Origin of the sequence: Chlamydia caviae GPIC, from assembly GCF_000007605.1 — a bacterium.
Lineage (GTDB): Bacteria > Chlamydiota > Chlamydiia > Chlamydiales > Chlamydiaceae > Chlamydia > Chlamydia caviae.
The window spans coordinates 1,160,660-1,173,390 of record NC_003361.3 but is presented as its reverse complement, the minus strand read 5'-3'; the positions used below and the strand labels follow the sequence as shown (position 1 = coordinate 1,173,390).

The following is a 12,731-nucleotide window of genomic DNA, read 5'->3' as shown; positions in this document are numbered from 1 at the left end:
AATATTACTTCTTCTTCTTTAAAGGGTGTGGAAAATGTTTAAAACTCAATTTGTAGAGAGAAAATTGAGTGGTTAACCTGTTTAAAACTTTGTTGAAACATTGTTCACTTTGTAAATAAATCAAGATTTTGCATGTTTGTGAACACAAGATCAACCATTTTTCAACAGGATTTTTTAAGCAAAAACGTTTTTGTTTTTCTAATCCATGTGGCAGTCTTTTTAATTTTTGAGGTTTTTCATGTTGAGCAGAGATGATGAGTTTTCTTCAGAACAAAAGAGAAGTTTGTCTCATTTCGTTACCAACCTAGAAACAAATATTTTTGCTTTGAAGAACCTCCCTGAAGTGGTTAAAGGGGCTTTATTTTCTAAATATTCTAGATCCACGTTAGGTCTACGTTCTTTGCTTTTAAAAGAGTTTTTAGAGGGCGAGGGTGGAGATTTCTTGGATGATTCTGGTGTAGACTTTGAAGTAGGTATACATAAAGCTGCGGATTTTTATAGACGCGTTCTTGATGGATTTGGAGATGATTCTATAGGGGAGTTGGGTGGAGCACACCTTGCTATGGAAAGCGTTTCTATGCTCGCTGCAAAAATATTAGAAGATGCACGCATTGGAGGCTCTCCTTTAGAAAAGTCCTCTAGATACGTTTATTTCGATCAAAAGGTAAAAGGGGAGTATTTATACTACCGCGATCCCATTTTGATGACCTCGGCCTTTAAAGATGTGTTTTTGGGCACATGCGATTCTTTATTCGACACGTATACAGATTTAATTCCCAAAGTGCGTGCATATTTTGAAAAGATCTATCCTAAGGAAGCCGAGGTTTCTCAATCCGCTTATACCATTTCTTTAAGAGCTAAGGTTTTGGATTGTTTACGAGGTCTACTTCCTGCAGCAACGTTAACGAACTTGGGATTCTTCGGTAACGGAAGGTTTTGGCAAACACTGTTACACAAAATTCAAGGACACAATCTTACAGAAATACGACAGATTGGTGAAAATTCTTTGACAGAGTTGATGAAGATAATTCCTTCTTTTGTCAGCCGCGCTGAATCTCATCATCACCATCATCAAGCTATGTTGGGTTACCGGCAGACTCTAAAAGAGCAGCTCACAAGTTTGGCAGAGAAGTTTAGTGAAGGTTCTTCACCATCTAAACAAACAGGAGTGCGTTTGGTTTATGGAGATCCTGAGGGAATTTATAAAGTAGCTGCGGGATTCCTTTTTCCTTATTCAGAGCATACCTTCGAAGAGCTTATTAATATTTGCAAGGCGATGCCTAAGGAAGATCTTATTCGCGTTTTAGAAGCTGGATCTTCCTCAAGAGAAAATCGCCGTCACAAATCTCCTCGGGGATTAGAATGTTTGGAATTTGGATTTGATATTACTGCTGATTTTGGAGCTTATAGAGATCTCCAAAGACATAGAATACTTACTCAAGAGCGCCAATTACTCACAACAAAGCTAGGATACCATATTCCCGAGCAATTACTCGACACTCCTATGGAAAAAGATTTTAGAGAAGCTATGGAGAAGGCTGAAGAGGCCTACAATCAAATTTCCGTAGAATTTCCCGAAGAAGCTCAATATGTCGTTCCTCTAGCTTATAATATACGCTGGTTTTTCCATATCAATGGAAGAGCTTTACAATGGCTTTGTGAGCTGCGTTCACAAATTCAAGGACATGAAAATTACCGAAGAATCGCCATAGATATGGCTAAAGAGGTTATTAATTTTGATCCTACATATGAAACATTTTTTAAATTCGTAGATTATTCCGAGTGTGATTTGGGAAGGTTAAAACAAGAATCGCGTAAAAGATCTTCTTAGTAATTTCTTAAATATAATCTTTGCGTTTACAGGAACCTTAGAGGTTGGTATTTTTATTACTTTCCAGGACGAAGGTCATAAAATGAAAAACCTTATCGATAATAACTTAGTTAGATTTAAGAACATTTCCAAAACTAAGCAGGGGATTTTTGTGAACTTTAAGGTTCGGGGAGAGAAAGGAGGGGCATCTTTCACAGCCTCTATAGCAGTAGATTTAGAATCTGCAGATGTATCTGCAGGGGATTCTTTAGAAACTATTATCGAAAGATGTGCCCAAATTGGCGTTGCAGAATTTAAGAAATGTGAATTCCAATTTGAAGGAATAACCTGCTTATAAAAATAAAGTTTTCCTGGGTGTAGCGCAGCCTGGTAGCGCACTTGCATGGGGTGCAAGGGGGCGGAGGTTCAAATCCTCTCACCCAGATATTATCACATCTCTTTCTTCTTAATAATCTCGAATACCCATATATTCTATAAGCATTTCTAATTCTGAAGTGTCCTTCAACCCATGTTGTTTAAGATGCTTTAATAAGATCATGCACTTATCCATAGAAGAGTTTAAAAGATCTTTAGCAGCGTCTAAACCAAATAACAAAGCGTAATTTAGCCCCACATCTTGACCGTCTTGGTGGATGTCTAAAATATCATCTTTCATTTGAAAAAGAAGACCAAAAGTTTGAGAAAATTCGATTATTTGAGGAACGCATAAAGGATCACCGCCTCCAAATAACCAACCAGAGACACACGCTATTTCGAAAAGAGCGCCTGTTTTTTTATTGATGATAGATTGGACATACTCAGGACCGTCATTTTTAAAGAACATATCTTCATACTGTCCTCCCAAAACTCCGTTAACACCAAAATTCTTATCCGTAACATCAGAAATGATATCGTAAGCAATATCGACTTCTTTAGGATCTACACCCTGAGATTTGAGTTTTTTCGCATTTAAACGAATGCGAGAATATGCAGCAGGAATCAAAGCATAAGATGCTAATAAAGCTGAAGCCTCATCAAAAGCTTTATGTACTGTAGGGCGTCCACGACGCTCGTCATCATCATCCATACAAGGAAGATCATCAGCTATTAAAGTAGATGTATGTATAAATTCTATAGCTAAGGCGGCGTCTAAAACATCTCTGCTCATATCCAGACCTTTAGCAATCATACAAACTAACATAGGACGAATGCGTTTTCCGCCGCTTGTTAGAGCATACTCTACAGGTGCGCGTACCGATAACCCTTTAGAACCAAATTCTTCTAAAGAGGACTCAATACCAGCTTCTATCATTATTCGATAAGTTTCGAACATGTTCATAACGACCATAATGCTTTCCCTAAATTAGGTGACCGTTCCGGGATAAATTGTTGTATGAGCAGAAATACAGTGCCCAGGATTAATAACAGTGTTGCACCCTATAGAAACCTTTGTACCAAGAAAGGCTCCTACTTTTCTTAATTGAGTATCTACCTTACCTTCTTTGCAAGTAACGGAAATATTTTTCCCATCAAGTCGGAAGTTCGCACAACGCACACCAGCACCCAGGTTAACTTCTGCACCTAAAACAGAATCCCCCACATAAGCAAAGTGTCCCGCTTTAGCATAATGACCAAAATAGGAATTTTTTACTTCTGTACAGTGTCCTATAACACATCCTGTGCCGGTAATCACACCGCCACGTAGGTAAGCCCCATGGCGGACTTCTGTTTGAGGACCTATGATGCAAGGACCAACTATGTACGCCCCAGATTCTACGTAAGCACCCTCTGCGATTTCTATGCTTTCTATGTTTTTTAAAAAAGCTCCAGACTCTACCGTACCGTGAATCCCTGAGAATACATGTGTAGATAATTTTTTATCTATTAATGCTAAAATATCCCAAGTGTAATACGCTTCTGTAATCAGCTCGGGAAAAGGGAAATCTTCGGGAGAAAATAGAACAGACGCAAATATCATGACGGGCCATAGCTTTTTAAGATATTGTCTAGTTATGGCGATTTAGTGACAAGGAGTAATCAAGAGCTCTTTTAAGGATGGGTTGCGGTCGGCTCACTGCTTGGTGAGTTAGTTAAATTATCATTTTCTGAAAATAAATAACCAACTCCGCGAATTGTAGAAATTTTTGAACCATAAGCCCCTAATTTTTTTCTTAAAGAAGCAATATGAACATCAACATTTCTAGCGATAATTTCTTTGGAGCCTCCTTTTATTTCATCCAGTAAGTGTTTTCTTAAACACAATTGACCACGATTCATCAGAAGTTTTTTTAATATTCCTGCTTCTGAAGGAGTTAAATGAACCGTTCCCAAAGGGGAATCTATGGAAAGACTTAAAAGATGGAATGTTCGATCACCAAAAGAAATCGATTCAGGAATCGCGTGTTCGAAATGACGATGATTACGTAAGAAAGCGCGAATAACAGCATCTATAACCTTAACTGTTATAGGGCGAAGTAAATAGCCAGAAGCTCCGTTATTCAGAATTTTTACAACAGCCTCTTCTTCAAAAGCATCAAACAATACAACTAAATCTGTTTCGGATGGAATTTTATTAGAAAACATATCTTCGGGGAGAAGCAAGTATTCGCAGAAAATTAAATCAGCCTCAGAAGTACTTGTAAGTGCAGAAGCAACAATTATCTTATACTCTACATTCTGAGCAAACTCTTTTAGTTGCAAAGATATATTACTGTCTTCGGTAACAAATAATATAATTTTATCCGTAAGCATAAGCGAGTAAGGGTGGCTATATCATTCGAATAACTAATATAAAATCTTTTATTTTTCAAAAAATCCTTTACAATTTGTTAATTTTTTTCTCGTTAAAAATAATTTTTCATAAAGACAATTTAATATATATAATTTAACTTTAATAAGTTAAAAAATTAATTACAAAACCAACGGTTTGAACAAAGCCGGCAGAGGCTCTAATGGTTCGCTATATAGTGTTTTGCTTATTTTTTCTTTCGTGTTTCGCTATGGGAGGGGGATTATATTTTATCTGTTCTTCACACAATCCCTCTGTAGCGTCATCAGAAAGTACAAAAGCGGTAGCGTTATGGGATGAGGGGCAAAAAGAACAAATGAAGTCTTTTTTCCATCATTTACTTCCGAGTCAACAACGACAATGCCTTCTTTGTTTTCAAGGGTTTGTTCTGCAAAAGCAGAAAAACATGATTCAGTCTGAGAAAATTTTTTCTAAGGTTTATGATGAAGTAGAGAGCACGCAGTTTTTATTTAAGGAAGAGGTGCTAGGGGGGCGTATTCTCAATGCGTTTTTCTTAGAGGATATAGAAAAGATGGAGATTTTAACAGTCGCTTTGCGTGAGCAATTTGCAAAATCTCCCTATCTTTCTTTGTTTGAATGTCTTTTGCATTATAAACAGAAAAGTTTCACTAAGGCTTTACAAGCTTTATCGGTATGGAAAAATCAGTTAAGGGATTCCGAATCTTCTTTATTGGAGTTGAATATACAACTGCTGATTTCTGATTTTTTTTTAGAAAATATAGAAGCACATTGTTTGATAGAGTTAGGGGAGTTTTCAGAAGGACGAGCCATCCTTAATCGTATTATTGAGAAGATGTTAAAGAAAGAGTGTGATTGGGATTCTGAAACTTACGATTATGCTGTTTTGATGTTAAGCAGGAGCTATTTCTTAGAGTTAAAACAATCGCATTCTTTTAAGATTTATCCAGATTATTATGAAATGATTCTCTTTTATAAGAAGAAAGTTCATGCGATAGATCAAAGGGCCTATGAGAAATTTATTCCTCAAGAGGAATTATTCTCCATGCTTATGGACCATCTTTTTGTTGTTCCTAAAGAGCGTCTAGCTCCCTTAATGCAGATAATCAAAAATTGGGAACGTTTTTACTTTAACCCTAACTATAACTTGGTAATTCAACCTTTAATCGATAGATTTGTTTCCTCCCCAGAACAGGTTGCGCATTTCTGTAATTCTATAACTTTTTTTGAAATAGAACCTCTTAAGAAAAAGCTTATAGATGCTTTTGGGGTGATTTTATCTAAAAAAGTAAAAGAAGTAGAAACTACAAAAGCTCAACAAACCCTTTCAATATTAAAATCTTTAGATTCAAATTTGTGGGTGAGTGAGAAGTTGATCATTTCTCCTGAGGCTCTTCAAGATATTATTTCTCAAGATGATGCCGACTACACTAATTTAAGAAAGTATCTAAATCTTTGGGAGACGATACAGTCTTATGATATAGATAAACAGCAACTTGTTCATTATCTTATGAAAGGAGCTAAGCAACTTTGGAATCAGGGAAGTTGTGATGATAAAGCTCTGAATTTACTCCGTCTTATTCTTCAATTTACAAACCACGATATAGAAAGTGAAAACATTGTTTTTCTGTTTGTAAAGCAGGTGTACAGGCAAATGTTAACAAGACATTCTATAACACGTTTATTGAAATTAGAAGATTTTATTACAGAGGAGGGTTTAACTCCTATAACGATAAGAGAAGAAGAAATCGCCAACTTTTTAGCAGACGCTGAGTTCTTGTATTCTCAAGGCGAATACCATAAATGTTATTTGTATAGTTTATGGCTTACAAAGATAGCCCCATCACCTTTGGCTTATCGTTTGTTGGGACTGTGTCTTTTGGAAAACAAATGTTATTTAGAGGCTTGGGGCTATCTGCATTCTCTTCCTCACAATCAGCGTATGCACGATTCTAAAGTTCAAAAGGCATTAATAATATGCCAAAAACATCTACCCAAAGATCTTGGAGCGAGTTATAAAAGAGGGTAAAACGCATAAAGCTCTATGCCCTCGTTAAGTCTAGATATCCCCCATTATCTTTATGATATAGTTCAGCAACAGCTTGTTCTACCTTTAGATCTAGCTTTTGCTAAGAAATACGCTTCCCCAGAGTCAAAAAAAGCCTTTGCCTTTCTTGCTCTTTCTTCTGCTCTTTGGCGTTGTGGCTACCCTTTTCTTAATATTGACAAGGACCGCTTATTTCCTTCTTTGTCTGGGGTTTCAGAAAAGCTTTTTTATGAGTATTTCAAGGCTCTTCCTGAAGATGTTTGTTCATCTTTATTTGTTATAGAAAACAACAGGATTTACTTACGTTCTTTGTATGCAGTTCGAGAAAAGCTTTTTTCAAAGCTTTCTTTGTTATCACAAGCCTCTCCAAGGTACAATGTAACAACAGAGTCTCTCCCTAAACTATCTTCAGAACAAAATATTGTTTTTCAAAAAGCGATTAACAGCTGCTTTTCTTTAATTTGTGGAGGCCCTGGAACAGGGAAAACTTTTTTAGCTATTCAGATCATACTTATTTTAATTAAGCAGTATCCTAAAATTCGTATTGCTATAGTTTCTCCTACAGGAAAAGCAACTTCACATATTCGCCAGATACTCTCTAAACATGATATTTCTGAGGATAATGTCTCTATCCAAACTATCCATAGGTTTTTACAAGAGCATGTCTATCATCAGTGTAGTTCTGTAGATCTATTACTGGTTGATGAAGGTTCTATGGTAACGTTTAACCTTTTGCATAGCCTGGTAAATACATTATCAGGAGAGAACAAAGAAGGAAAAATTATCGCCGATAATTTAATTATACTAGGCGATGCGAATCAGCTTCCTCCTATAGGCGTGGGGGCTGGTAACCCTCTCCAGGATTTAATATCACGTTTCCCTGATAGGGCCTTACATCTTCAAGTTTCTCACAGGGCAAAAACAGATCGAGTTCAGAATTTTTCGAAAGCTATTTTAGAAAAACAATCGATTCCGTTTACGCCATTACCCTCGATGCATTCCGCAATTGCTAAGATCAAAGAGGCGTTTATACAAACCCCCTCATCTCAAACGCAATTATGTATTTTAACTCCTATGCGTCATGGTCCCTGGGGTTATTTGCGTCTAAACGAGTTGATTTTTAATGAAATACAAAAAACACATCCCAATCTGCCTATTCCTATTATGATTACAGAACGTTATGAAGCTTGGGGATTATTTAATGGGGATACAGGATTTTTATGCCCGAAAACGCAACAGCTATTCTTCCCACACTGTCGCTCTATAGATTCTAGGGAGTTTTCCTATTATACTTATAATTATGCGATGTCTGTGCATAAAAGTCAGGGAAGCGAATACGATGATGTGATTGTCATTATTCCTAAAGGATGTGAAATTTTTGATGTATCCATTCTCTATACGGCTATTACACGCGCTAAGCATAGCATATCTGTGTGGGCGGACAGTGAGACATTGAATAAGATCATAAAAAAACCCCACAAGTATACTTATGGGGTAGAATAAATAGCTTCTTTTGAAGATTTTTATTAGAAACCGACAAAATCTCGAACAAAGTTGAATACTGCAGATAGTAACAAGAAAATACCGACAATTAGAAGAGCGTGAGACCCTAGTAAAGCAGGAACGAAACTCAAGCACAAGCAAACACCTTCGGTAACTAAATCAACCAAGTTGCAAAGTAAGGCGAAGAATTTCATTCTTAGTGTTTGACGACGCTCTGAGAGCTCTTCAGTTGAAAGATCACCGGTTGGTGAGCGGACCAAGCTGACGATATCTACAGCATCATCAGCAGCACAGCAAGCCGAGCTAACTGCTGACAAGCACGAAGCAACTCCACCCAACGTTGCGGCGCGTTTGCCCAAGCTGACCAATTTTAATTCGTCAGCGAAGACGACACTACCTATTGCTTTCGAAGCAAGTCGAGTAATTTTACCTGCAATACAAAGAGGAGATCTTAGAACGCGAGAAGGAACAACACGCTGAGTTCCGTCTTCTAGTTGTACGGTTTTTGTTTGGAGTACGAAATTGCCAGTTTGTGCATCAACTTCATAGAACATAGCTCCCGTGAAAAGTTGGACGCCTAGGGCAGCAACATCCACGCAACTGCTTGCTCCCATAGCTATCCCACAAGCAGTCTCTAAAGAGGAAAGTTTGTTAAGTGTGCTTAAAGCGTTAGCATCCGTAGCTGTTTTAGCAATCATTGTAGCAGCACCAACAGTTCCAAGTGTGTCTCCTAAGAGGCATAAGCCGTCATGGAGTTTCATCATTTCCTTTCGACACTTGTTACTACAATTCTGTTGAATCTGCTGAATTTTACTACTACAGCTAGTTACGTTATCCTGGACATCTTCCGTATTCTGCCGAATTTTATTACAGCACGTTTTTAATAGAGGAGAAAACGCTCCAGGTCTTAAAGAAGGAAATTTAGAGCAGAGGGAAGTTGTCATATTTACCTAAAAAATTATATTTTTACATTAGCTCTTAAAGTGGCACGAGACTTGATTCGAGCTGCTTTATTGTTTTTAAAAATACCTCTTTTTACAGCTTTATCAGCAACACTATAGACTAACTGTAATCCAGAAGTGATGGATGATTGATCACCAGCTTTTAAAGCTGCTTCAAATTTTTTCATCATAGTTTTTGCTTTTGACTTAAAACTTTGATTGATCAAATAACGTTTTTGCGCAGTTAAAATACGCTTTTCTGCAGAAGGTCGCTTCTGTGGGCCACCTTTCTTAGTTGTTTTTTTCGGTGCCATTATTACTCCAAAATCAAGGCTTTTTCAGTGCAAAAGAGTAAACTCAATCTTATCGTTCAAAATAAGAATTAACAATTGTAATATACTGTCTTGCAATAAGGTCAGGATTGTAAAAGAAAGGATAATAAAAAGGAATAAAAACAGGGAAGAAAAGACGGTGTTTTATGAGAGAGATAAATAAACTTTTATGCGAACATAAAAAATAGAACTAACCTTAAGGTTTTTTTAAAAAGACTTTGACTGTAAAAGCATACTTTTGCGAGTTAATGAGACAAGGATTCGAATTTTTATGTCGTTTGTGAAAAAAAAATTTCACCCGATTTCTCGGTACTATAACTATCTTTTTCCTATAGCTGCCTTTCTTCTTCCCCTAATTTGTCTCCCTTTTCTTTCAGCGTCTCAAAAAAATTATAGCTATTTCATTTTTTCAATTATTTCTGCTGTGGGATGGTTTTTTTCTATTGGTCTTAGAGAAAAACAATTGAAAATGGCAGCTGGTCAATTGTTGCAAACTAAAATTCGTAAAATTGTTGAAAAGGACGAGGGGTTAAGAAAAATATGTGAATCTGTTGAAGAGCGTCAATACGAGAGTCAACAGTTAAGATCTCAAAATCAAAAACTTCTTAATCAACTGCTCCATGTTCGCAGCGTATTTATGAAGACCAAGGCGGATACGCAACGGATGGAGGGGGCGATCGCTCATTTAAGAGAAGAGAATCAATGCCTGCAATTGCAGTTAGACGCGCTATCTCAAGAATGTCGTGAAAAGGAAGAAGAGGCTCAGCAGCTTAATCGTGAACTTGCTGATGCTTTGGCGTATCAGCAAGTTCTTAATGAAGAATATCAAGCGACCTTTACGGAACAACATAACATGCTAGATGTTAGGCAAGTATATATTGGAAAGCTGGAGTCAAAAGTGCAGGATTTGATGTGTGAAATCCGTAATTTGTTGCAGCTTGAATCTAATATGGTAGATAGTTTCCCTAGACAGGCTACGGTTAACTCTCAAGAACAACCTAAACAACTTCTTTCAGAATTAAAAAAAATAGCTTTTAAAGTAGAAAACGCAGAAGCGGCTTCATCTTTGACGGCGTCTCGTTATATAAGATCAGAATCTTCGGTGCATAACTATTCTTTAGAATGTCGTCAGTTGTTCGATAATCTTAGAGAAGAGAGTCTGGGAATGCTTTTTGTGTACGCTCCACAATCCCAGAGGGCAGTTTTTGCCAACTCTTTATTTAAGACCTGGACGGGGTATGGCGTAGAAGATTTTTTAAATGCAGGCGGGGATATTGTTATCTCTGGTTTGCCTCAGTGGGAAACAGATCTTCGTTTGCTTGATCGAAAAGAACGCTCAGGAAAAATAATCATCAAAACAAAAAATCATGGTCAAATTCCTTTTTACTACTGTTTAACTATTTTAAATAAAGGTCCTCTGCATAATCATGTTTTAGGAGTTCTTTATCCGGTACGTATAGATGCTTTTCGTGGATAGACCTGTCATCGACCATGCTTATTAAAAATCCCTAGATTTCCTATCTTTCTTTGGCTAAACTATTACCCAAAGGCTAGGGCCCTATTATTTTGCTGCAACCCAATAATTAAATGCTCATGAATACACAAAATGGCCAGGCTACGGAAGCGGCTCACGAAGAAGAAGCTCAAAAGAAGTTAGAAGAACTTGTTTCTCTTGCTAAAGATCAGGGCTTTATCACTTACGAGGAGATCAACGAGATCCTTCCTATGTCTTTCGACACGCCTGAACAGATTGACCAGGTGTTGATTTTTCTTACAGGAATGGATATCCAGGTCCTGAACCAGGCAGATGTTGAAAGACAAAAAGAAAGAAAAAAAGAGGCCAAGGAGCTAGAAGGCTTAGCCAAACGTACTGAGGGAACTCCAGACGACCCTGTACGTATGTATTTGAAAGAAATGGGAACAGTTCCTCTTTTAACTAGAGAGGAAGAGGTTGAGATTTCTAAGAGAATAGAGAAAGCTCAAGTTCAAATAGAACGTATTATTTTGCGTTTTCGTTATTCTTCAAAAGAAGCTATTTCCATTGCGCAGTATCTAATCAATGGGAAGGAGCGTTTTGATAAAATTATTTCAGAAAAAGAAGTAGAAGATAAGGCGCATTTCCTTAAGTTGCTTCCTAAGTTGGTTACCTTGCTTAAGGAGGAGGATTTATATTTAGAGTCTCTTCTCTTGGCGTTAAAACAGGGGAATTTATCGAAGCAAGAAATTGCGAAGTTAAATGATAATTTAGAAAAGTGCCGTATCCGTACGCAAGCATACCTACGTTGTTTCCATTGTCGTCACAATGTTACAGAAGACTTCGGTGAGGTTGTCTTTAAAGCGTACGATTCTTTCTTACAATTAGAACAACAAATCAATGATTTAAAAGTTCGCGCAGAAAGAAATAAATTCGCAGCAGCAAAATTAGACGCTGCTAAACGTAGATTACACAAAAGAGAAGTCGCTGCAGGACGAACTCTGGAAGAGTTCAAAAAAGACGTGCGTATGTTGCAGCGTTGGATGGACAAAAGCCAGGAAGCCAAAAAAGAAATGGTCGAGTCCAATTTGCGTTTAGTGATTTCCATAGCTAAAAAATATACAAACCGAGGCCTGTCCTTCTTAGATTTGATTCAAGAGGGCAATATGGGCTTGATGAAGGCTGTAGAGAAGTTTGAATATCGTAGAGGATATAAATTTTCTACATATGCCACTTGGTGGATCCGTCAAGCCGTTACCCGCGCTATAGCTGATCAAGCGCGAACGATTCGTATTCCTGTGCACATGATTGAAACGATAAACAAAGTTCTTCGTGGTGCTAAGAAATTAATGATGGAGACTGGTAAGGAACCCACTCCGGAAGAATTGGCTGAGGAATTAGGATTAACTCCTGATCGGGTGCGGGAGATTTATAAAATTGCCCAGCACCCTATTTCTTTACAGGCAGAAGTTGGTGAGGGAGGCGAAAGCTCCTTCGGTGATTTCTTAGAAGACACTGGCGTGGAGTCTCCTGCGGAGGCTACGGGTTATTCTATGCTTAAAGACAAGATGAAAGAGGTTTTAAAAACTCTTACAGATCGTGAGCGATTTGTTTTGATTCATCGTTTTGGTCTTTTAGATGGGAAGCCTAAGACATTAGAAGAGGTGGGTTCAGCGTTTAACGTGACTCGAGAGCGCATTCGTCAGATTGAAGCTAAAGCTTTAAGGAAAATGCGTCACCCAATTCGTTCAAAACAGCTTCGTGCCTTTCTTGATCTTTTGGAAGAAGAGAAAACGACCTCGGGTAAAGCAAAAAATTTTAAGGGTAAGTAACCAAATACATTTCATAATCTTTAGG

At 37.5% G+C, this 12,731-nt stretch carries 11 protein-coding genes and 1 tRNA gene; 7 read left to right on the top strand and 5 right to left on the bottom strand.

Features of this window, described 5'->3' with window-relative positions; translation table 11 throughout:
• The first annotated feature begins 238 nt into the window (after positions 1 to 238).
• The 3 genes from CCA_RS05100 (at position 239) to CCA_RS05090 (ending at position 2,255) form a co-directional block, all read left to right on the top strand.
• Positions 239 to 1,831 (top strand): FAD-dependent thymidylate synthase, encoded by a 1,593-nt coding sequence (locus CCA_RS05100; protein WP_011006963.1) that lies wholly within the window; start codon positions 239 to 241, stop codon positions 1,829 to 1,831.
• Positions 1,832 to 1,913: 82 nt separating this feature from the next.
• Positions 1,914 to 2,168, top strand: a complete 255-nt coding sequence (locus tag CCA_RS05095; RefSeq protein ID WP_011006962.1) for a hypothetical protein — start codon at positions 1,914 to 1,916, stop codon at positions 2,166 to 2,168.
• Positions 2,169 to 2,181: 13 nt separating this feature from the next.
• Positions 2,182 to 2,255 (top strand) — tRNA-Pro (locus CCA_RS05090).
• Positions 2,256 to 2,276: 21 nt separating this feature from the next.
• On the opposite strand, the gene CCA_RS05085 is transcribed toward CCA_RS05090, so the two are convergent.
• The 3 genes from CCA_RS05085 to CCA_RS05075 form a co-directional block, all read right to left on the bottom strand.
• Positions 2,277 to 3,158, bottom strand: coding sequence for a polyprenyl synthetase family protein (locus CCA_RS05085; RefSeq protein ID WP_011006961.1), 882 nt, complete (start codon positions 3,156 to 3,158; stop codon positions 2,277 to 2,279).
• Between the two features lie 15 nt (positions 3,159 to 3,173).
• Positions 3,174 to 3,788 carry an LpxA family transferase gene (locus CCA_RS05080; RefSeq protein WP_011006960.1) on the bottom strand — a complete coding sequence of 205 codons (615 nt, stop codon included), beginning with the start codon at positions 3,786 to 3,788 and terminating at the stop codon, positions 3,174 to 3,176.
• Positions 3,789 to 3,859: 71 nt separating this feature from the next.
• Positions 3,860 to 4,561 carry a response regulator transcription factor gene (locus CCA_RS05075; RefSeq protein ID WP_011006959.1) on the bottom strand — a complete coding sequence of 234 codons (702 nt, stop codon included), beginning with the start codon at positions 4,559 to 4,561 and terminating at the stop codon, positions 3,860 to 3,862.
• A 200-nt stretch (positions 4,562 to 4,761) separates the two neighbouring features.
• Here CCA_RS05075 and CCA_RS05070 point away from each other — a divergent pair, with 200 nt between their 5' ends.
• Together CCA_RS05070 and recD are read left to right on the top strand one after the other, a co-directional pair.
• On the top strand, positions 4,762 to 6,606 hold the full coding sequence (locus tag CCA_RS05070) for a DUF1347 family protein (protein ID WP_011006958.1): 1,845 nt from the start codon (positions 4,762 to 4,764) through the stop codon (positions 6,604 to 6,606).
• 15 nt (positions 6,607 to 6,621) lie between these two features.
• On the top strand, positions 6,622 to 8,127 hold the full coding sequence (gene recD / locus CCA_RS05065; RefSeq protein ID WP_011006957.1) for an exodeoxyribonuclease V subunit alpha: 1,506 nt from the start codon (positions 6,622 to 6,624) through the stop codon (positions 8,125 to 8,127).
• A 23-nt stretch (positions 8,128 to 8,150) separates the two neighbouring features.
• Here recD and CCA_RS05060 read toward each other — a convergent pair whose 3' ends face one another.
• Both CCA_RS05060 and rpsT read right to left on the bottom strand, forming a co-directional pair.
• On the bottom strand, positions 8,151 to 9,071 hold the full coding sequence (locus CCA_RS05060; protein WP_011006956.1) for a hypothetical protein: 921 nt from the start codon (positions 9,069 to 9,071) through the stop codon (positions 8,151 to 8,153).
• Between the two features lie 14 nt (positions 9,072 to 9,085).
• Positions 9,086 to 9,382 (bottom strand): 30S ribosomal protein S20, encoded by a 297-nt coding sequence (rpsT, locus tag CCA_RS05055; protein WP_011006955.1) that lies wholly within the window; start codon positions 9,380 to 9,382, stop codon positions 9,086 to 9,088.
• A gap of 289 nt (positions 9,383 to 9,671) precedes the next feature.
• Here rpsT and CCA_RS05050 point away from each other — a divergent pair, with 289 nt between their 5' ends.
• On the top strand, positions 9,672 to 10,877 hold the full coding sequence (locus CCA_RS05050; RefSeq protein WP_011006954.1) for a hypothetical protein: 1,206 nt from the start codon (positions 9,672 to 9,674) through the stop codon (positions 10,875 to 10,877).
• 110 nt (positions 10,878 to 10,987) lie between these two features.
• Positions 10,988 to 12,706: an RNA polymerase sigma factor gene (locus tag CCA_RS05045; RefSeq protein ID WP_011006953.1), complete on the top strand. Its 1,719-nt coding sequence runs from the start codon at positions 10,988 to 10,990 to the stop codon at positions 12,704 to 12,706.
• The last annotated feature ends 25 nt before the right edge of the window (positions 12,707 to 12,731 follow it).